This is a genomic window from Bradyrhizobium sp. CCH5-F6, assembly GCF_001556045.1.
In the GTDB taxonomy this organism is placed as follows: domain Bacteria; phylum Pseudomonadota; class Alphaproteobacteria; order Rhizobiales; family Xanthobacteraceae; genus Bradyrhizobium.
On the sequence record NZ_LSIC01000053.1, the window covers coordinates 41301 to 59540 of the forward strand.

21 protein-coding genes are annotated in these 18240 nt (G+C 66.1%); 11 read left to right on the top strand and 10 right to left on the bottom strand.

The window, feature by feature from the left end:
- Nucleotides 1-29: 29 nt before the first annotated feature.
- Nucleotides 30-893: an archaetidylserine decarboxylase gene (asd, locus tag AX729_RS09310; protein WP_061022217.1), complete on the bottom strand. Its 864-nt coding sequence runs from the start codon at nucleotides 891-893 to the stop codon at nucleotides 30-32.
- Nucleotides 894-928: 35 nt separating this feature from the next.
- Between asd and AX729_RS09315 the strand changes: the two genes are divergently transcribed.
- Entirely contained in the window at nucleotides 929-2593 is a 1665-nt protein-coding gene (locus AX729_RS09315; protein ID WP_061022219.1) for an aminotransferase class III-fold pyridoxal phosphate-dependent enzyme, read from the top strand.
- Between the two features lie 347 nt (nucleotides 2594-2940).
- On the opposite strand, the gene AX729_RS09320 is transcribed toward AX729_RS09315, so the two are convergent.
- The 3 genes from AX729_RS09320 to AX729_RS09330 form a co-directional block, all read right to left on the bottom strand.
- Nucleotides 2941-3600: a hypothetical protein gene (locus AX729_RS09320; protein WP_061022221.1), complete on the bottom strand. Its 660-nt coding sequence runs from the start codon at nucleotides 3598-3600 to the stop codon at nucleotides 2941-2943.
- 143 nt (nucleotides 3601-3743) lie between these two features.
- Nucleotides 3744-4433 carry a class I SAM-dependent methyltransferase gene (locus tag AX729_RS09325; protein ID WP_061022224.1) on the bottom strand — a complete coding sequence of 230 codons (690 nt, stop codon included), beginning with the start codon at nucleotides 4431-4433 and terminating at the stop codon, nucleotides 3744-3746.
- Between the two features lie 33 nt (nucleotides 4434-4466).
- Nucleotides 4467-5519 (bottom strand): glycosyltransferase family 4 protein, encoded by a 1053-nt coding sequence (locus AX729_RS09330; protein WP_061022227.1) that lies wholly within the window; start codon nucleotides 5517-5519, stop codon nucleotides 4467-4469.
- A 270-nt stretch (nucleotides 5520-5789) separates the two neighbouring features.
- On the opposite strand from AX729_RS09330, the gene AX729_RS09335 reads away from it, so the two are divergent.
- Nucleotides 5790-6506 (top strand): L,D-transpeptidase, encoded by a 717-nt coding sequence (locus tag AX729_RS09335; protein ID WP_061022229.1) that lies wholly within the window; start codon nucleotides 5790-5792, stop codon nucleotides 6504-6506.
- Nucleotides 6507-6618: 112 nt separating this feature from the next.
- Entirely contained in the window at nucleotides 6619-7038 is a 420-nt protein-coding gene (locus tag AX729_RS09340) for a c-type cytochrome (protein WP_061022231.1), read from the top strand.
- A 14-nt stretch (nucleotides 7039-7052) separates the two neighbouring features.
- On the opposite strand, the gene AX729_RS09345 is transcribed toward AX729_RS09340, so the two are convergent.
- Nucleotides 7053-7448 carry a nuclear transport factor 2 family protein gene (locus AX729_RS09345; protein WP_061022233.1) on the bottom strand — a complete coding sequence of 132 codons (396 nt, stop codon included), beginning with the start codon at nucleotides 7446-7448 and terminating at the stop codon, nucleotides 7053-7055.
- A gap of 132 nt (nucleotides 7449-7580) precedes the next feature.
- On the opposite strand from AX729_RS09345, the gene AX729_RS09350 reads away from it, so the two are divergent.
- The gene (locus AX729_RS09350) at nucleotides 7581-8048 is read left to right on the top strand and encodes an Lrp/AsnC family transcriptional regulator (RefSeq protein ID WP_061022267.1); all 468 of its coding nucleotides are present in this window, start codon (nucleotides 7581-7583) and stop codon (nucleotides 8046-8048) included.
- On the top strand, nucleotides 8045-8548 hold the full coding sequence (locus AX729_RS09355) for a GNAT family N-acetyltransferase (protein ID WP_061022235.1): 504 nt from the start codon (nucleotides 8045-8047) through the stop codon (nucleotides 8546-8548). The genes AX729_RS09350 and AX729_RS09355 overlap by 4 nt, the downstream gene beginning before the upstream one ends.
- A gap of 13 nt (nucleotides 8549-8561) precedes the next feature.
- Here AX729_RS09355 and AX729_RS09360 read toward each other — a convergent pair whose 3' ends face one another.
- Together AX729_RS09360 and AX729_RS09365 are read right to left on the bottom strand one after the other, a co-directional pair.
- Nucleotides 8562-8834 (bottom strand): hypothetical protein, encoded by a 273-nt coding sequence (locus tag AX729_RS09360; protein ID WP_061022237.1) that lies wholly within the window; start codon nucleotides 8832-8834, stop codon nucleotides 8562-8564.
- The gene (locus tag AX729_RS09365) at nucleotides 8831-9622 is read right to left on the bottom strand and encodes a DUF899 domain-containing protein (protein ID WP_197433562.1); all 792 of its coding nucleotides are present in this window, start codon (nucleotides 9620-9622) and stop codon (nucleotides 8831-8833) included. The genes AX729_RS09360 and AX729_RS09365 overlap by 4 nt, the downstream gene beginning before the upstream one ends.
- Before the next feature lie 153 nt (nucleotides 9623-9775).
- Here AX729_RS09365 and AX729_RS09370 point away from each other — a divergent pair, with 153 nt between their 5' ends.
- The 3 genes from AX729_RS09370 to AX729_RS09380 all read left to right on the top strand — a co-directional run bounded on the left by AX729_RS09370 (nucleotide 9776) and on the right by AX729_RS09380 (nucleotide 13374).
- On the top strand, nucleotides 9776-10996 hold the full coding sequence (locus tag AX729_RS09370) for a response regulator transcription factor (protein WP_061022241.1): 1221 nt from the start codon (nucleotides 9776-9778) through the stop codon (nucleotides 10994-10996).
- Between the two features lie 29 nt (nucleotides 10997-11025).
- Complete coding sequence (locus AX729_RS09375) at nucleotides 11026-11664, top strand: Vgb family protein (protein WP_061022242.1); 639 nt, start codon at nucleotides 11026-11028, stop codon at nucleotides 11662-11664.
- A gap of 141 nt (nucleotides 11665-11805) precedes the next feature.
- Nucleotides 11806-13374: a DUF4403 family protein gene (locus AX729_RS09380; RefSeq protein WP_061022244.1), complete on the top strand. Its 1569-nt coding sequence runs from the start codon at nucleotides 11806-11808 to the stop codon at nucleotides 13372-13374.
- Nucleotides 13375-13460: 86 nt separating this feature from the next.
- Here AX729_RS09380 and AX729_RS09385 read toward each other — a convergent pair whose 3' ends face one another.
- Together AX729_RS09385 and AX729_RS09390 are read right to left on the bottom strand one after the other, a co-directional pair.
- A complete protein-coding gene (locus tag AX729_RS09385) occupies nucleotides 13461-13979 on the bottom strand; it encodes a PRC-barrel domain-containing protein (protein WP_061022246.1) in 519 nt (172 codons plus the stop codon).
- Between the two features lie 227 nt (nucleotides 13980-14206).
- Nucleotides 14207-14779 (bottom strand): hypothetical protein, encoded by a 573-nt coding sequence (locus AX729_RS09390; protein WP_061022248.1) that lies wholly within the window; start codon nucleotides 14777-14779, stop codon nucleotides 14207-14209.
- A gap of 180 nt (nucleotides 14780-14959) precedes the next feature.
- Here AX729_RS09390 and AX729_RS09395 point away from each other — a divergent pair, with 180 nt between their 5' ends.
- Both AX729_RS09395 and AX729_RS09400 read left to right on the top strand, forming a co-directional pair.
- Nucleotides 14960-15715: a response regulator gene (locus AX729_RS09395; RefSeq protein WP_061022250.1), complete on the top strand. Its 756-nt coding sequence runs from the start codon at nucleotides 14960-14962 to the stop codon at nucleotides 15713-15715.
- 13 nt (nucleotides 15716-15728) lie between these two features.
- On the top strand, nucleotides 15729-17054 hold the full coding sequence (locus tag AX729_RS09400) for an ATP-binding protein (RefSeq protein WP_061022252.1): 1326 nt from the start codon (nucleotides 15729-15731) through the stop codon (nucleotides 17052-17054).
- A 59-nt stretch (nucleotides 17055-17113) separates the two neighbouring features.
- On the opposite strand, the gene AX729_RS09405 is transcribed toward AX729_RS09400, so the two are convergent.
- Nucleotides 17114-17329, bottom strand: a complete 216-nt coding sequence (locus AX729_RS09405; protein WP_061022253.1) for a hypothetical protein — start codon at nucleotides 17327-17329, stop codon at nucleotides 17114-17116.
- Nucleotides 17330-17560: 231 nt separating this feature from the next.
- Between AX729_RS09405 and AX729_RS09410 the strand changes: the two genes are divergently transcribed.
- Entirely contained in the window at nucleotides 17561-18127 is a 567-nt protein-coding gene (locus AX729_RS09410; protein WP_061022255.1) for a lytic transglycosylase domain-containing protein, read from the top strand.
- Nucleotides 18128-18240: the final 113 nt, after the last annotated feature.

The following is an 18240-nucleotide window of genomic DNA, read 5'->3' on the forward strand; positions in this document are numbered from 1 at the left end:
TATAGCCAGCAGCGACGGCGGATTGAAGGCTATTTTCTTCCGAGCAGCGCCTGGCCTGCGCGAATGCGCGTGCCCTCGGCGATACCGTCGCAGAAGTTGAAATCGCCGGGCGCGAGGATGATGATGGTGGAGCCGTGCTCGAACCAGCCGAGCTCCTCGCCCTTGGCGACCTTCACGTCGCAAGGGAAATTGACCGGCCCCTTCGTCTGCGCGTTCAGCACCATGTCGAGGAAGTGAAGGCGGATGCTCGCGACCAGGATCGCCGCGACGGGCACCAGTGTCACCGCTTCGCCGGTCGACAGGTGGGTGCGGATCACCGCGCGCTCGTTCTTGCAGAACAGACGCTCGACGCGCTTGAGCGCGATCGGGTTGACGTTCCAGACGTCGCCATGGATCAGCGTGACGCGTTCGATATGCGCATCATAGGGCGCGTGGAAGCGGTGATACATGCTCGAGGTCAGCCGCAGCGTGACGAAGGAGCCGTTGCGGTGCTGATCGACCAGCGCGGAATCGCCGAGCAGATCGAGCAGCGAATAGGGCGCGCCCTTGACCTGGAACAGCTCGGTGTCGGCGATCTTGCCGTGGGCTCCGACGATGCCGTCGGACGGGCTTGCGACCACCGAAGGATCCGGATCGAACGGCCGCAAGCCCGGCTTGAGCTCCCGGGTGAAGCAGTCGTGCAGGCTCTTGAAATGAGTCTTGCGCGCCTCCGACAGGTCGAGGTCCGAGAACAGCTTCCACAACGCGATCGAGAAGTCCCGGACGAGCGGATTCTCGATCTTGGAGAACCAGCCCATGAAGCGGGTCAGGGCCGCGCGGGGAATGCGGTTGGTCAACAGGAAGTTGAGGTCTTCCTGCTGGGTGAAAGAGGCGATGAGGGCTTTGACTGTCATGAATCTGTCAGCTCGCAGGGTTAGCGCTTGTTGTCATGGAAACGACACTCCCGATTCTCTCGATGTCCGTGGCCGCCGCAGCGTCCGCTGCCGCCGTCTTCCCGAAGCTGAAGGCGCGCATCGCACTGTCCCGCGCCAAGCACCGGTCGCTCGCCGGGCACTCCAAGATGTCGCGCCGGGTGGCGCGGCTGCTGCCGTTCTACGAGTTCGGCGAAGACGATTACTTCTCCTGCGACGGCGCGCCGGCGAACATCACCGCGCAACGCAAGGACGGATTCTTCCGCCTCGCCCGCCTCTATGCCGAGCGCTATCCGAAGGGTCGCGCGATGACGAAGGAGGCGGCGGAAAAGATCTCCGACCTGAACTTCACCGAGAGCTACCGCGTGCCGTTCCAGTTCTCGCGTCTCGTGCGCGAGCACCTGGGCACCTCGACCTTCATGGAGTCCTCGCGCGGCGTCACCGTCACCGACGTCGACGGCAACACCTTCTACGACCTCACCGGCTCCTACGGAGTCAACATCTTCGGCAACGACTTCTACAAGGAGTGCATCGAAGGCGCCGAGAAGCGGGCGCATGCGCTGGGTCCCGTGCTCGGCCCCTACCATCCCGTCATCCTCGACAACGTGGCGCGGCTGTGCCGGATCTCGGGCCTCGACGAAGTCTCCTTCCACATGTCCGGCACCGAAGCCGTGATGCAGGCGGTCCGGCTGGCGCGCTATCACACCAAACGAACGCATCTCGTTCGCTTCGCCGGCGCCTATCACGGCTGGTGGGGCGACGTGCAGCCCGGCGTCGGCAATCCGATCCCTGCGCACGAGACCTACACCCTCGCCGAGATGTCGGAGAAGACGCTGCACGTGTTGCGTACGCGCCGCGACATCGCCTGCGTGCTGGTCAATCCGCTCCAGGGCCTGCATCCGAACGCCAACGCGCCCGGCGATTCCTCGCTGGTCGATTCCTCGCGCGGCGGCAATTTCGACCGCGCGGCCTACACCGAGTGGCTCAAGAAGCTCCGCGAGGTCTGCACCGAGCGCGGCATCGTTCTGATCTTCGACGAGGTGTTCGTCGGCTTCCGCCTCGCCGCCGGCGGCGCCCAGGAATATTTCGGCGTGCGCGCCGACATGGTGACCTACGGCAAGAGCCTTGCCGGCGGCCTGCCGGTCGGCGTGGTGTGCGGCAGACGCGAATTGATGCGCCGCTTCCGCGACGACCGGCCCGCCGACATCTGCTTTGCCCGCGGCACCTTCAACTCGCACCCCTACGTCATGACGGCGATGGACGAGTTCCTGAGCCGCCTCGCCAGCCCGAACTTCCGCGCGGTCTATGACGGCCTCGAGGAGACCTGGAACGGCCGAGTCGAAAAGCTCAACCGGATGATGAGCGATGCCGAGCTGCCGGTGAGGTTCGCCAATTTCTCCTCGATCTGGACGGTGAAATACACCACGCCGTCCCGCTACAACTGGATGCTGCAATATTACCTGCGGGCCGAGGGCCTCGCCTTGAGCTGGGTCGGCACCGGCCGGCTGATCTTCAGCCTCAACTACACCGACGCCGACTTCACCGAGATCGCCGAACGGTTCGTCCGCGCCGCCGGGAAGATGAAGGCCGACGGCTTCTGGTGGCACGACGGCGTGCTCACCAACAAGAACATCAAGCGGCAGATCCTCAAGGAAATGGTCGCCAAGCGCTTCGGGCGTTGAGGCCACACTGCTTGGGCTTGCTCGGCCTCTCCCGCTTGCGGGAGAGGCCGACGCGCCCCGGGCGATGCGAAAGCATCGTCCCGCGCGCGGCGGGTGAGGGCTCTCACCGCTCGGGGACATCCTCAGTGGTCTGCTGCAATCCCGACGCGGAGACACCCCCACCCCAGCCCTCCCCCGCAAGCGGGAGAGGGAGCCCACTGCCGATGCCGCTGAATTGTGTGCACCATGTGCGATTGTTTGACCGCACACGGGGAAAGGCGAAGAAGCCCCCAAGACGTGGATGCCCGGGACGAGCCCGGGCATGACGCAACCTTCAGACATCGGAGTGTATCGTGCGAGCGGCGCGCTCAGGCGTGCTGCTCTTCGAGCGTGGGTTCGCCGATCAGGCCCAGCGTGTGCTCGGGGTTGAGGTGCAGGCCGGGGTCCATCAGCTCGCCGCGCATCAGCGCGAGCGGGGCCTTGCGATAGAGCATCAGGTCGTGGAACGGATCGGTCAGGATCTTGGTCATCCAGACGAGGCCGGTCTCGACGTCGCGGATGAAGAACAGGTGCACGGTGCGGAACAGAAGACCGCCGCCGCCGACCACGAGCCAGATCTTCGCCACCTGACGCATGAAGTCGGTCGCGTTCGCCCAGGGCGTGAACAGGCCGAACAACGTGGGATCTGCGACCAGCACCAGGGGCGAGAGCGCCCAGATCGCCATCAGCACCACCTTGCGCTGCAGGTTGTAGCCGACCTTGATCTCTTCCTTGTACTCGTGCGTCGCATGGTTGATGTGATCGTAATCGTGCGGCTCGAAGAAGAAGTGGCCAGCCTGGCGCGTGGTCATCGAGACCAGCCAGCCGACCAGCGCGGAGACCACGGGGTCGATGAACAGCCAGACATAGGCGAAGAGGAAGCTCAGCGCGCTGACGAAGTGCAGGCTCTGATTGATGCGGCTGTGGTGATAGTAGCGATGGTCGTCCCAGCGCTGGATCCGCAGCTGCTCGAGATAATTCTTGATCATGCTCTCCCCCAAAATGCTTTCGGGTACGGGATTACAGGGATTCGATGTAGGCCGTGTGACAACATCATTGTGTCATGTGACGATGCGCAGCGGCGCGATGACGCACGAGTTACGCTCTATCGCTTCACCATGAGGAGCAGCAGTTACGCCGCCTTGGCGACATCGACCTTGCGGAAGCGCACCAGCGAGAAGTGACCGAGCGGCGGAATCAGGCGGCGCTCGGCGAGCTCGATGCCGTTCGCGCCGGCGAGCCACTTCGCATAGCGCGACCAGGCGAACTCGGCGGTGCGGAAGCCGAGCGGACGCACCACGGGCTGAAGCTTCTGTTCGATGAAGCGGCGCATGCCGGTGTCGGCGGAGACGCGGGTGAGGATGATCAGCTCGCCCCCCGGGCGCAGCACGCGGGCGAATTCGTCGAGCGCCTTTTCCGGATTGGGCACGGCGGTGACGACATACTGCGCCATCACGACGTCGAAGGAATTGTCGGGAAATTCGAGCTTCTCGGCGTCCATCACCGCGAGGCCCTCGACGTTCTTCAGCTTCTGCTCCTTCACCCGGCGGCGCGCCTTGTCCAACATCGCTTCCGAGATGTCGGTGCCGAAGATGCGCAGGTTCGGGGCATAGAGCGGCAGCGAGATGCCGGTGCCGACGCCGACCTCGAGCACACGGCCGCCGATCTTGTTGGTGGCCGTAATCGCGGCCTGCCGCCCCTTGGCGAACACGCCGCCGAACACGAGGTCGTAGACCGGCGCCCAGCGATCATAGGCCTGCTCGACCGTGCCGCGGGTGAGGTCGAGTTGCTGCGTGCCGTCAAGGTTCATGATCTTAGCCATCGATGAGGTTCTCGCTGTGGGTCAAAGGGTCGATCAGCCGCGTACCGGCCGCCGCGCCATGCGAGGCGAGGCACGCAAGGCGCGGCTGGGCTGAAGTGAGGTGAGATTGCCGACGAACTGGCGCGCGCTGTTTTCCCAGGAGCGTTCCAGCGCGAAATTGCGGCAGGTCTCGCGCGACATGGTGAGCGCACGCAGGCACGCGGCGCGCAGATCGTGGTCGATCGCGCCGATCGGGTGATCGGCGATGACGTCCTTCGGGCCCGTCACCGGAAACGCCGCAACCGGCGTGCCGCAGGCGAGCGCCTCGAGCTGCACCACGCCAAAGGTGTCGGTCAGGCTGGGAAACACGAAGACGTCGGCGGCGGCCAGATGCGCGGTCAGATCCGCGCCCTTCTTCTCGCCGAGAAAGACCGCGTCGGGATATTTCCTCTCGAGCGCCGCCTTCTGCGGGCCGTCGCCGACGACGACCTTGGTGCCGGGCAGGTCGAGCGAGAGGAAGGCTTCGAGATTCTTCTCCACCGCAACGCGGCCCATGGTCATGAAGATCGGCCGCGGCAGATCGAGCCTGGCCGGAGAATCGGGGTGGAAGAGTTCGGTGTCGACCCCGCGCGTCCAGAAGCCGAGCCGTTTGAAGCCGCGCTCGGACAGCTCCTGCCGCAGCGACGGCGTCGCCACCATGGTCATCGCGGCCGCGTCGTGGAAGTGGCGCAGCACGGCATAGCCGACGCTCGCGGGGATGCCGGTCCGCACCGAGACATATTCCGGAAAGCGCGTCGTGTAGGAGGTGGTGAAGGCGAGCCGGTTGCGGCGGCAATAGGCCCGCGCGGCCCAGCCGATCGGCCCCTCGGTCGCGATGTGCAGCGCGTCCGGCGCCGCCTTCTCGATCCGCCGCGCGATCTCCTTCGCCGACGGCAGCGCGAAGCGCAGGCCGGGATAGGTCGGCAGCGGCCAGGACCGAAAGCCCTCCGGGGTGAGGAAGTCGATCTCGACGTCGAGGGCCTTGGCCGCATGTGCCAGCGAGGTCAGCGTCCGCACCACGCCGTTGACCTGCGGATGCCAGGCGTCAGTCGCGATTAATACCCGCATGGGAAAATCCCGAGAGTTTGATGATTCTCAGGCATCGACCATCAACGAAGGATATTTCAGGCGTGTGACGTCACAGAAGTGTCGGCGGGCTGTTTTGTTCGCGAAGGGGCTCGCGCAGCCACGAAACTGTCATGAAACAATTCTTGCCGCCATGAAACCGTTTTCGGTTTTCCGCGCAAATGTCCCGAAACGTTTTGCCGTTAGTGATCTACGCAACGGAGCACCGAAACGGTGCCGCGGTGATTAACACCGAGCAAACAGGGGCGATCAATGTTCAATCTGGACACCTTCAAGGCCTATTCGCGCGCCGCTGCGTTCGGTGCAGTGACGATCTCCGCAATCGCGTTCGCAGGTGCAGCCAACGCCGCGCCGGTGCAGATCTTCCCGTTCTTCCAGCCGCTGCCGCCGATGGCCGCGCCGCAGCCGTTCGAGCCCTATCAGCCGTATCAGCCGGCGCCCTACCAGGCCGCGCCGTCCGAGGATCAGGATTCGGTCAAGTTGCCGGCCCGGTTCCGCCGCCAGACTGTTTCCTACGCGACGCGCGAAGCGCCCGGCACCATCATCATCGATACGCCCAACACCTATCTCTATTACGTGCTCGGCAACGGCCAGGCGCTTCGTTACGGCATCGGCGTCGGCCGCGAAGGCTTCACCTGGTCCGGCATCCAGTCGGTCAGCCGCAAGGCCGAGTGGCCGGCCTGGACCCCGCCGCCGGAAATGATCGCCCGCCAGCCCTATCTGCCGCGTCACATGGCCGGCGGCCCCGGCAATCCGCTGGGCGCACGCGCCATGTACCTCGGCGGCACCATCTACCGCATCCACGGCACCAACGCGCCTGACACCATCGGCAAACGCGTCTCCTCCGGCTGCATCCGCATGACCAACGAGGACGTCACCGACCTCTATTCCCGCGTCAACGTCGGCACCAAGGTGATCGTGCTGCCGATGACCGAGCGCAGGGCCGATCTCGGCGCTGCGACGCGGTAAAGCGACAGGACATTGTGACGCGAACGGCCCCGGAACCCGCCGGGGCCGTATCCGTTTGTCCTCCACGTGCCGACGCGCGCTGCTGCGGTGCGATCCACGATGGAGGGCGCAGATGCAACCCCACCTGCAATTCCCGGCAAGTTCGCGGTTGCGCACGATCATCGGCGCCGGAGCGCTGACGCTGCTCTTGTCCGCTCCCTCCGCGCTCGCACAGCAGCCGGCGAGCGATGAAGCTGCTCATCAGGCCTTCAACAATTCCTGCCGCACCTGTCACTCCATGAAAGAGGGCGACAATCGTCTCGGTCCGAATCTCAACAAGATCGTCGGACGCAAAGCCGGCTCGCTGCCGAACTACACCTACTCGTCGTCGATGAAGGAAGCCGGCTTCGTCTGGGATCAGGACAAGCTCACCCGCTTCATGATCAAGCCTGATGAGGTCGTGTCGGGCCACAAGATGCAGCCTTACGGCGGCGTTTCGGCAGAAGAAGCGGCCAAGGTGGTTGCGTATCTGCAGGCGGCGGGCAGCCAATAGGACGCCCCGCAGCCCTACGCATCCGTCGGCTCGTATCGTCGCTCGACCTGGAATGATTTCGCCGTGATCAGCCAGGCGTCATCGATGCGATGGTACGCGAGGTAGTCGACGTACTGAAGCAGATCGATACGAACGCGAACCTTCACCAGCGCCTGCGCCGGCGAGGCCATGTCGATCAGCAATATCTCCCGAAGGCGCGGGGCGTCCTTGGATTTGGGCGACGGGGTCGATGCCAGCAGCGCCCTGTAGTCGCGAACCGGCAATAGCCGCAATTCGGCGTCGCGAATTCCGTGGAGCTGCGCCGTCGGCGCAAAGACTCGGTCGAACTGCGAAACGTCGTTGTCGTACATCAGCGTGAAGTAACGCTCGACAGCCTCGAGCAGGGGCGCAAGGGTTTGACGTTCGGTCATGGTTCACTCCATCAGCGGCGGGGTCGGAGCAATCCATCCCATGGAAAGCCGAGGCATGTCCTTGCGAACTAGGCTAGTCTCGACGGCTCCGGCGCAACATTGCGCCCTTCTTGATCCAACGGGATGCGGTTCATGCCAAAATGCGAGCTGGATGCGATCGACCGGCGCATCGTCACCGAACTCCAAGCCAATGCGCGATTGAGCAATATCGAGCTTGCCGACCGGGTCGGCTTGTCGCCATCGCCCTGCCTGCGGCGGGACGGTTATATCGACGGTTACCGCGCCTCCTTGCGGCGCAGCCGCCTCGGGCTCGGCTTCTCCGCCTTCCTCGGCGTCAAGATCAATGGCCATGCCAACGAGCAGGCGCTGAGCTTCGAGCGGACTGTCGTGGACATGCCCGAGGTCGTTGCCTGCCATCTCGTCTCCGGCGAAGCCGACTATCTGCTCGAAATCGTGGTACCCGAGCTCGAGGACTACCAGCGCTTCCTCGTCGACAAGCTGCTCAACCTGCCCATTGTGAGGGAGGTCCGCAGCAGCATCGCACTCCAAACGCTCAAGGCGGGCGCGCCCCTGCCACTGGCGCACCTGGCATCGCCATGATCCGATTGCTGACACCCGCCGACGCCGCAATCTACCGCTCCGTCCGGCTAGAAGCGCTCGCGACCAATCCCGAGGCATTTGCCAGCACGTACGAACGCGAGCAGGACAAGCCGCTGTCCTGGTTCGAGGAGCGGCTCGCGATGTCGGACGTGTTCGGCGCTTTCATCGCAGACGAGCTGGCGGGTACCGCCGGCTTCTGGCGGGAGGACAGTGCGAAGACCGCGCACAAGGCCGTGCTCTGGGGCATGTACGTGCGGCCACAGGCGCGGAAGTCGGGCATGGGAAGGCTGCTCATCGACGCAGTCGTGGCGCACGCCGCACAACGCGTCGAGCAGCTTCACCTCGCCGTCGTCAGCGAGAACGAGGCGGCCTTGCAGCTCTACAAGGCTGCCGGATTCGTCGAGTACGGCCGCGAAATCAGGGCACTGAAATTGGGCGACAGATACTACGATGAGACCCTGATGGCCTTGTTCTTCGACAGAGGTGACACGACACGGTGAGGGGGCTGGCGTCTTACCGACAGACCGCAGCCCGCCGCTCCGCAATCAGCCTCAGCCACGCGGCGGCATGAAACGCACTCATCAAAAGATACATCGGCACCATCCCCCCGAGCAGAAAGCCCTGCCCGGCGCCGCAGAGCATGTCCGCTGGACCACCGCCGATCATGGCCGTCAACACGGCCATGATCGCAAAGGTCGGCGTGGCGGCCAGAGCAAGCCATCCGGCGAGGCGGCGCGCGGCCGCGACGCCGTCGAGCCTGCGGACCGCTCCGACCGGACCAATCATGTCCGCTCCCCCGCCGCCTCCTCGCGAAAGGCCTTCTCGCCGGCGTCCGAGATCTCGACCCATTTCTTGTCGGGCGCGGCGCCTTCGGTGTAGCTGTCGTGCCAGTTCCACCATTTGTAGGTCGGCGTCTGCGGATAGCCCCCCGGCGAATCCTCCCACACCTCCTGCCGGCCGAGCGGCGTGATGTCGAGATAGTTCCAGGTGCCGCCCATCTGCTCGTCGCCGCGGCTCTTGACGAAATAGGTGCGGAAGATGCGCGTCCCGTCGCGGAAGAACACGTTGGTCCCGTGCCATTCGTCCACGCCGAAATCGGCATCGAAGCTGTCGGTGATGGTGACCCATGGCATGGTCCAACCCATGCGCTGCTTCAGCCTGATGATGTCCGCCTGCGGCGCGCGCGAGGCGAACACGAGCGTGGTATCGCGGGCATTGAGGTGCGCGACATGGGCGACCTGGTCGGCGACCATCGAGCAGCCCCGGCAGGCATGATCGGGCCAGCCGAACACGCCCGGCTCGAAGAATGCGCGGTAGACGATCAGCTGCCGCCGGCCCTGGAACAGGTCGACCAGACTGAGCTTGCCGCCGGGGCCCTCGAACGCATAGGTTTTGTCCACCGCCATCCACGGCATGCGCCGCCGCTCGGCGGCCAGGGCGTCGCGGGCACGGGTATGGGCTTTCTCCTTCACGAGCAGCTGCAGGCGGGCGGCCTCCCAGTCCTGCGGCGACACCACCGGCGGCGTCTGCATGGGGGGCTGTCCGTTCGTCCCGGCGTTTTGAACTGATGTCATGATGGCCCTCCAAATCTCTTGCTTCGGCCGTCATTCCGCGCCGCGCTCTGACGGACGCGGAACCGCCCGCCCCTCACCGCACATCGTCGGCCGTCAACGATTTCTGGCATCTGGCGGTTGCGCGGCGGGAGTAACAAGTGTGGCGGGATTGACATGGAGTCGCTGATCACCGCCGCTGCGCGCGCGCTCGAGGCCGGTGATCCGCTCGGCGCGCTGAATCGTGTTGCGCTGCGCAACGATGCGCCGTCGCTGGCGCTACGCGGCATCGCGATGGCGCAGCTCGGCGATCTCGCGAAAGCGAAAGCTCTGCTGCGCAGCGCCGTACGTGGCTTCGGTCCACGGGAAGCGGTCGCACGCGCGAGATGCGTGGTGGCCGAGGCCGAGATCGCGCTCGTCTCGCGCGATTTGAACTGGCCGCCGAAGACGCTCGCGGCGGCACGCGCGACGCTCGAACGCCACGGCGATCTCGCCAATGCCGCCCATGCAGGTCACATCGAGGCGCGCCGTCTTCTCCTCCTCGGACGTCTCGACGAAGCCGAGCGGACGCTGGCCGGCCTCATCACCTCCCCACTCCCGCCGGCATCGCAAGCCGTCCGCGAGCTCGTCAGCGCCGGCATCGCCATCAGGCGGCTGAAAACGAAGCACGCGCGCGCAGCCCTCGACCGAGCCGCACGTGCAGCGCGCCTCGCCGGCATTCCTGCGCTGGCGGCGGAGGTCGAAAGCGCCAGTCTCGTGCTCGACACCCCGGCAGCGCGCCTGATCGCGCGCGGCAGGGAGCATCCGCTGCTGCTCGGACAGGTCGAAGCACTGGCGGCATCCACGGCGCTCGTCGTCGACGCGTTCCATCACACCGTTCGCAAGGGAGGCGTGGTCGTTTCGCTCGGAACGCGGCCGGTGCTGTTCGCGCTCGCCCGCCCCCTGGCGCAGGCATGGCCCGCGGATGTGTCCCGGGAGACGCTGATGGCCGCAGCGTTTGGCGCCAGACACGTCGATGATTCGCATCGCGCACGGCTGCGGGTCGAGATCGGGCGGCTGCGCGCCAAGCTGAAGCCTCTGGCGGATGTCAGCGCGACGAAGCAGGGTTTTGCGCTGGTGCCGCGCAAGACGCGAGAGGTCGTGGTGCTGGCGCGGCCCGTCGAGGAAAAGCACGCCTCCGTCCTAGCCCTTCTCTCGGACGGTGAGCCGTGGTCGAGCTCGGCGCTGGCGCTGGCACTGGGAACGAGTGCGCGCACCGTGCAGCGCGCGCTCGACGAGCTGGCGCGATCGAACAAGGTGCAGTCGTTCGGACACGGCCGCGCGCGGCGCTGGATGACCCCGCCCGTTCCGGGTTTCCCGACAGGCTTGTTACTCCCGCCGCCGCTCCCGAAGACGTAAGGTGACGTCACATCAAAGGGACCAAGCACATGAAGCGTTCAGCCGCCGAGATCATCAGGGAGTACGGACCTTTCGCGGGCGTCGAGACGGTGCATGGCGTCACCTATGACGGCGAGCATGTCTGGTTCGCATCCGGCGACAAGTTGAACGCCGTCGATCCGGCCAGCGGCAGGATCGCGCGCTCCATCGACGTGGCCGCGCATGCGGGAACGGCGTTCGACGGCCGGCACCTGTTCCAGATCGCGGAGGACCGCATCCAGAAGATCGATGCCGCTTCGGGCAAGGTGCTCAGCACCATTCCGGCACCCGGCGGCGGCGGCGATTCCGGCCTTGCCTGGGCCGAGGGCTCGCTCTGGGTCGGACAATATCGCGAGCGCAAGATCCATCAGGTCGATCCCGAAACGGGAAAGGTTCTCCGCACCATCGAGAGCAAGCGCTTCGTGACCGGCGTGACCTGGGTCGACGGCGAGCTCTGGCATGGCACCTGGGAGAACGAAGAGAGCGATTTGCGGCGGATCGCCCCTGATACGGGCAAGGTGCTGGAGCAGCTCGACCTGCCCGCCGGGACGGTGGTGTCGGGGCTGGAATCCGACGGCGGCGACCGCTTCTTCTGCGGCGGCGGCACGCGCGGCAATGTGAGAGCGGTCCGCCGTCCTCGGCGCGGCTAGCCTCGTCGCGATGCATTGAACACGGGGTAACGCCGCGCTCGCAGTCGTTAACCTGTTCGCCCCAATTCCACCCCACCGGTGCGCTCTAGCGCCCTCCTCGCCCGCCCTGTAAAATCCTTGCCGGGGCGGCTTGGGGGATTGATGCGACTTACGTTGAATCTGAAGACGGTTCTGATCGGGGTCGCGGTGCTCGCGGCGTCGTTCTTCATCAGCCTGAAGGCGATGGACCTCCTGTCGCCGCGCGCGCCGAACTCGGCGCCGCCGGTCACACAATTGCCGCCGCTGCCGCCGGCGTCGAAGAGCTCCATCGTCGTTGCACCGGTCGCGATCGCGCTGTCGGCGATCCGCGAGCAGGCCGAGAAAGCCGCGCCGCGCAATTTCGCAGGGAAGGCCGACAACCCGATCTCGCAGATCCTGGAGAACGCCGATATCGGCTGGTCCGCCGTGCGCGGGCCGATGGCGGCTGCCGGCGACAAGGACGTCCTGACGATCTCGACGCCGCTCAGCGGCAGGCTGAACGTGACGGGCTCGCTGTCGTCGAAAGCCACGGGCGCGCTTGGCGATGCGCTCGGCAGCGTGCTCGGGGGGGACGCGGCAAAACGGATCGGAGCGGTCAACATCAAGAACCTGAACGCGAGCGCCGAGATCAAGGGCAACGTGATCGTCACCTCGCGCCCGAAGCTTGCGGCCGCCTGGCACCTGGAGCCCAATCTCGGCGCCCAGGTCAATCTCGGCGACACCAACCTCAACGTCGCCGGCGCCAAGGTCAACGTGCCGGCGCAGGTGAAGCCGCTGATCGACAAGACCGTCGGCGAGCAGATCAACGCGGTCTCCGAACGGATCCGCAACGATCCTTCGCTGCGGGACAATGCCAGGGTGCAATGGGCCAAGGCGTGTCGCTCGATTCCGCTGCAAGGCACGGGCTCCTCGGCCGCGCTGCCGCCGCTCTGGCTCGAGATGAAGCCGGTCCGCGCGATCGCGGCACAGCCACGCGTCGATGCACAGGCCGTAACGCTGCTGCTCGGCCTCGAAGCCGAGACACGCGTGACCTCGACCTCGACCAAGCCGGACTGTCCTTTCCCCGACAAGATCTCGATCGTACCGCCGACCGGCACCGGCGTGAACATCGGCGTGCCGATCGACGTGCCCTTCACCGAGATCAACAAGCTGATCGCCGCGCAGATGGTCGGCCGCACCTACCCCGAGGACGGCTCCGGTCCGGTCGACGTCACCGTCAAGAGTGCTAATGTGGTCCCCTCGGGTGACCGGCTGCTGATCTCGCTTCTGGTGCGCGCCAAGGAGAAGAAGAGCTGGTTCGGCCTCGGCGCCGAGGCGACGGTGCACATCTGGGGCCGGCCGGTGCTCGACCAGGCGCGGCAGACGCTGCGGCTCGCTGACATCGAGCTCGCGGTGGAATCCGAGGCGGCCTTCGGTCTGCTGGGCGCAGCCGCGCGCGCGGCGGTACCGCAGATGCAGCAGGCGCTGTTGCAGAAGGCGACGCTCGATCTCAAGCCGATCGCTGCGAACGCCCGCGAGAAGATCGCGGCCGCAATCGCCGACTACCAGAAGAGCGAGGACGGCCTCAGGGTCGAGGCCAGGATCGACAGCCTGACCCTCGCCGACATCGCTTTCGATTCCAAGACGCTGCGTGTCGTCGCGGAAGCCGGCGGCTCGCTGAATGTATATGTGACGAAGCTGTCAGGGATGTAGCGCACCGCAATCGCGGGCGACAAAGACACGAAAGCGCGCCCGGGGAAAGCCGGGCGCGCTTCGTTTAGACAATTCCGCTAGCCGAGTTACTCTGCGTACTTGAACTCGGGCATGTTCTTCAGCTCGTCCTTGCTGGCGTTGAACACGGCGTGGTCCGGATACCATTTCGACGTGGACGACGTCGTGGTCGCAGCGGGCTTGTCCGTGCCGGTTGCAGCGCCCGTGGTGGTCGTGGTGGTGGTCGCGCCCGGCTTGGCGCCCGTGTAGGCGACGGCCTCGTTGACGAACTTCAGCTTCTCATAGGGCACGGCGACCAGATGCTCGCCCACGCCGAGGAAGCCGCCGACGCCGATCACGGCGATCTTGATGGCGCCGCTCTTGTCCATCAGGAGATCATTGATCGTGCCGATGTTCTCATTGGCCTCGTTGTAGACCTTCAGGCCGTCCATCTTCGAGGTACGCCACTGGCCGGATGCGGTCGTGGACACCGTCGTGGCGGTGGCCGCGGTCGGCGCCTTGTCGGTGGTGGCGGTCGGCGATTGCGCAAACGCGGCGGTCGCAAGCAGGGCTGTGCCGGCAAGGCCGGCGACGATCGACTTCATCATTTTGTCCTCTCCTTCAAAAGAAACTCGTGCGGAGAGAACAGCGCTGACCACGCGCAGTTCCGTGCGCGCCGCAATTTCGTCGCGCAATGCGCGAGAAGATGGAATCGAGAGGATTGTTCCTGCGTCACCCAGGAACCTTTCGCGATGCACGGTTCCTCGCCGACGATCATGCGCCCTGGGTGAAGCACGACCGCGGCGAGGACCGCACCGACCTGGCGTCGCTCAGGTCAGCTCTCGTAGTCGATCAGCAGCGCGGAGAAATTCGAATTGCCGGACGAGCTGCCATTGGCACCGTAGGACGATGCCGACGATTGCGACTGTTGCAACGCTTGAAGAAACTGCTGGAGGATCTCCGCGGTCGTCGCATCGGTCGACGTGCTGCTGGTCGAGTCCGTCGTCGACGACGTATCCGACGAGCTGTCGTCCGGCGGCGGTCCGGGCGGCGGGCCGCCTGCTCCACCGGGTCCACCCGCGCCGCCGGGACCGCTCGCGAAGGCGGACTGAAACACGCTTTTCAGCTCCTCGGCCTGGTCGGAGGTCAGCGTCCCGTTCGACACTTCGTTCGAGATGAGGTCGTCGATCTTCGACTGCATGTCCTCCTTGGAGGGACGCGTGCCGCTCGACCGGTCGCTCCCGCGGCTCTGCTGAAGCGCCGTGTCGATGTCGGTCAACGCCGTCGAGAGTGCGGTCTCGTCCGACGACGAGATCGTGCCGGCGGAGACTTGCGATTGCAATTCCTGCTGTAGTCGCTGCAGCGGCGACTGGTAGCTGCCGGCGGAGGCCGCCGAAATCGAGGTCATGATGGCTCCGTGGTCGTTGCGGGGTTTCGTCGCGGACCACGCCACGGTATGGTTAACGGCCTTAACGAGACCTTGCCGCTCCGACGCGCGTCGATTGCCGCCTGTTGCGCGCAGCCGGATAGAAACAATCCGAAACAAAAATCTCCGCCATTTGGCCCGAATCTTGGACAAACAAAGCGCATGGCCATTCCCAGTCCCAACATCCTGGTCGTCGAGGACGACCGCGAGACCCGGACGTTGATTGCGAAGTACCTGCGCAACAACGCCTGCAACGTCACCGCCGTGAGCGACGGCCGCGAGATGTCTCGCGCCATGTCCGATCACCGCATCGACCTCATCATTCTCGACGTCATGCTGCCGGGCGAGGACGGCCTCAGCCTGTGCCGCAAGGTGCGCGCGGAATCGCAGACGCCGATCATCATGCTGACCGCGCGCGGCGAGGACGTCGATCGCATCGTCGGCCTGGAGATGGGCGCGGACGACTATCTGCCCAAGCCGTTCAACCCGCGCGAGCTGCTCGCGCGCATCAACGCGGTGCTGCGCCGCCAGGCGGCCGCGCGGGCAGCGAGCTCGATCGAGGGCGCCTCCGCGCTCGCCTTCGAAGGCTGGCGCATCGACCTGCGCCTGCGCGAATTGCGCAATCCCGAAGGCGCGCGCGTCGCGGTGACCAGCGCCGAGTTCGATCTCTTGCGCACGTTCTGCGAACGGCCCGGTCGCGTGCTGTCGCGCGACAGCCTGCTCGACCTCACGCAGGGGCGCAACACCGGCTCGTTCGAGCGCTCCATCGACGTGCTGGTCAGCCGCATCCGCCGCAAGATCGAGCCCAACCCGGCCGATCCCACCCTCATCAAGACGGTGCGCTCCGGCGGCTATCTGTTCACGCCGAGAACCGAAGTTGCCGGCAACGAAGCGGTCGCTGCGCCCCTGAGCAGCTGAGGGACCGGCCGTCATGACGCCGTTCCGCTTCTTCCATCTCAAGAGCATCGGCGGGCAGATCGCCGCGCTCGTGGTGGCGTCGATTCTGGCGCTGCACCTGATCCTCACCGTCACCTTCCTGTTCGGCCGGCCCGACCGCGGCGATCGGCCGCCCGACAGCGCACATCAGCTCGCCGACGCAGCCCTGCTGCTCGGCGCCGCCGATGCGGGCGAGCGGCCCCGCATTCTCGCCGATATCGCGCGCGCATTTCCGAACGCCGGGATCGAGCTCCTCGCGCCGCAAGCGGCGGCTCTCCTCGCCCACGGCGAGGACCAGCACGTGCGCGACGTGCGCCGCCATCTCGGCGAGCAGTACGAGGTGCTCCCGCTCGCCTCGCAGGACGGTGCGCATCGGGTCGCGGTCAGGCTGCCCGACGGCACCACGATCGCCGGCCGGGTCGAACAGCCGCCGCATCCGCCGCGCTTCTGGGGCGGGCCATGGATGATCACGCTGCTGTTCGTGCTGATCTGCGTCACCACGCTTGGCCTCTGGGCCGCCTATGCGCTCGCCGCGCCGCTGTCGTCCTTCGCGAGGGCGGCCGAGAATTTCAGTCTCGACGCCTCCGAGCCCCTGCCCGAGCGCGGCCCGGAGGAGATCCGCTCGGTCGCGCGCGCGCTCAACCGCATGCACGAGCGGATCGCGCGGCTGATGTCGGATCGCACGCGGATGCTGGCCGCGATCAGCCACGATCTGCGCACGCCGATCACGCGGCTGCGCCTGCGTGCCGAGTTCATCGAGGACGAGGGCACCCGCAAGCGCATGCTGATCGATCTCGACCAGATGCGCTCGATGCTGGAATCGGTGCTGTCGCTCTTGCGCGACGACCGCAAGGTCGAGGCGGTGACGCTGGTGGACATCGCCAGCACGCTCCAGCTCGTCGCCGACCAGTTCGGCGACATGGGCCATGTCGTGCATTACCAGGGGCCGGCGTCAGCGACCGCCGCCGCGCGGCCCGACGATCTGCACCGCGGCGTCACCAACCTCGTCGAGAACGCGGTGCGCTTCGGCGCCGAGGTGACGATCCGCCTCGACGTCTCGGACACCGCGTTCGTCATCGACGTCGAGGACGACGGCCCCGGCATTTCGGATGCGCGCAAGCAGGAGATGCTGGAGCCGTTCGTGCGCGGCGACGACGCGCGCACCATGGACGAATCCACCGGCTTCGGGCTCGGCCTGTCGATCGCGCGCGCGATTGCGCTCGCCCATGGCGGCGAGCTGTCGCTGCACGACCGCAAGCCGCACGGGCTGATCGTGCGGATGCAATTGCCGTTGTGTCAGGCGCCGCGGCTGGCGGCGTAGGCCCTTGCTTCACCTCTCCCGGCGGGGAGCGGTGAAGGGATCGCGACCTGCGCCTTCCATCAGGCCGCGAGCGGCGGGTGCTCGATGGCCTCAGGCCCGAAGATCGCCACCGCCTCGAAGCGATAATTGCAGGCGCGGCAGGTCCAGAGGTAGGAGACGCGCCCCTTGCCCGGCTCGATCCAGTCGGGCCGCGCGATCGGCGTGCCGCACTGGGCGCAAGGGTTATGTCTGGGAATGTCGCCGGTGTGTGCAGTGACCAGGCCGGCTTTTGTCATGGCACCTCTCCCGATTTGCAGCGCTTGCATGCTCGCTTTCGCGAGCCGGCGCGAATAGACAGGCGTGCTGTCGCGAGCGGGCCTCGTCCGCGCCGGCAGCCCAATTGCGCCAGCTTTGAGTCATAACGGCGGCACGGCACCGCAACAACGTTAACGGCGGCGTTTGGTCACATCATCGCCGCGTTCGGGTTGCCTAACAGCAGCCGGGCGCAGGCAAGTCGGGATTAACTGATGAAAATTTTACGCGTTGCCGCGCTGCTCGCGGCCGGATTGACGTTGCCGCAAGCCGCATTCGCAGGCGAAGCCGAATATGCCGAGATGGTCGCGGCTCATGCCCGCGCCAATGGCGTGCCGGAGGCGCTGGTGCATCGCGTCATCATGCGCGAGAGCCGCTACCAGCCGCACCTCGTCGGCCGTGGCGGCACCATCGGGCTGATGCAGATCAAGCTCGCGACCGCCCGCGGGGTCGGCTACACCGGCGACGCCGCCGGCCTGCGCGATCCCAACACCAACCTCACCTATGCGGTCAAATATCTCGCCGGCGCCTATCGGGCCGCCAACGGCGATCATGCCCGAGCCGTGCGTTATTTTGCGGGCGGCTATTACTACGCTGCAAAGCGCCAGCGGCAGGAGGCCGTGCAGGTCGCCAATATGGGCCAGAGCAACATGGGCCAAGGCAATATGGGCGAGATGTGGCTGGAGCCGAACGGCAATCCGCAGCCGATGTTCGGCACCGCGCCGCCCCGCAAGCTCGCCCAGCGCGTCCGCAATGCGCGGGCGCAGGTTCCGGCTCGATGATTGACGTCATGGCCGGGCTTGTCCCGGCCATCCACGCCTAAGCGTCCGCACCGAACCACGTGGATGCCCGGGCCTTCGCCGCGCCGAAGCGGCTTCGGCCGCGCAGGCGGGAC

Coding starts and splice junctions, on each gene's coding strand:
- asd (WP_061022217.1), bottom strand. CDS start 893: ATGACAGTCAAAGCCCTCATCGCCTCTTTCACCCAGCAGGAAGACCTC.
- AX729_RS09315 (WP_061022219.1), top strand. CDS start 929: ATGGAAACGACACTCCCGATTCTCTCGATGTCCGTGGCCGCCGCAGCG.
- AX729_RS09320 (WP_061022221.1), bottom strand. CDS start 3,600: ATGATCAAGAATTATCTCGAGCAGCTGCGGATCCAGCGCTGGGACGAC.
- AX729_RS09325 (WP_061022224.1), bottom strand. CDS start 4,433: ATGGCTAAGATCATGAACCTTGACGGCACGCAGCAACTCGACCTCACC.
- AX729_RS09330 (WP_061022227.1), bottom strand. CDS start 5,519: ATGCGGGTATTAATCGCGACTGACGCCTGGCATCCGCAGGTCAACGGC.
- AX729_RS09335 (WP_061022229.1), top strand. CDS start 5,790: ATGTTCAATCTGGACACCTTCAAGGCCTATTCGCGCGCCGCTGCGTTC.
- AX729_RS09340 (WP_061022231.1), top strand. CDS start 6,619: ATGCAACCCCACCTGCAATTCCCGGCAAGTTCGCGGTTGCGCACGATC.
- AX729_RS09345 (WP_061022233.1), bottom strand. CDS start 7,448: ATGACCGAACGTCAAACCCTTGCGCCCCTGCTCGAGGCTGTCGAGCGT.
- AX729_RS09350 (WP_061022267.1), top strand. CDS start 7,581: ATGCCAAAATGCGAGCTGGATGCGATCGACCGGCGCATCGTCACCGAA.
- AX729_RS09355 (WP_061022235.1), top strand. CDS start 8,045: ATGATCCGATTGCTGACACCCGCCGACGCCGCAATCTACCGCTCCGTC.
- AX729_RS09360 (WP_061022237.1), bottom strand. CDS start 8,834: ATGATTGGTCCGGTCGGAGCGGTCCGCAGGCTCGACGGCGTCGCGGCC.
- AX729_RS09365 (WP_197433562.1), bottom strand. CDS start 9,622: ATGACATCAGTTCAAAACGCCGGGACGAACGGACAGCCCCCCATGCAG.
- AX729_RS09370 (WP_061022241.1), top strand. CDS start 9,776: ATGGAGTCGCTGATCACCGCCGCTGCGCGCGCGCTCGAGGCCGGTGAT.
- AX729_RS09375 (WP_061022242.1), top strand. CDS start 11,026: ATGAAGCGTTCAGCCGCCGAGATCATCAGGGAGTACGGACCTTTCGCG.
- AX729_RS09380 (WP_061022244.1), top strand. CDS start 11,806: ATGCGACTTACGTTGAATCTGAAGACGGTTCTGATCGGGGTCGCGGTG.
- AX729_RS09385 (WP_061022246.1), bottom strand. CDS start 13,979: ATGATGAAGTCGATCGTCGCCGGCCTTGCCGGCACAGCCCTGCTTGCG.
- AX729_RS09390 (WP_061022248.1), bottom strand. CDS start 14,779: ATGACCTCGATTTCGGCGGCCTCCGCCGGCAGCTACCAGTCGCCGCTG.
- AX729_RS09395 (WP_061022250.1), top strand. CDS start 14,960: ATGGCCATTCCCAGTCCCAACATCCTGGTCGTCGAGGACGACCGCGAG.
- AX729_RS09400 (WP_061022252.1), top strand. CDS start 15,729: ATGACGCCGTTCCGCTTCTTCCATCTCAAGAGCATCGGCGGGCAGATC.
- AX729_RS09405 (WP_061022253.1), bottom strand. CDS start 17,329: ATGACAAAAGCCGGCCTGGTCACTGCACACACCGGCGACATTCCCAGA.
- AX729_RS09410 (WP_061022255.1), top strand. CDS start 17,561: ATGAAAATTTTACGCGTTGCCGCGCTGCTCGCGGCCGGATTGACGTTG.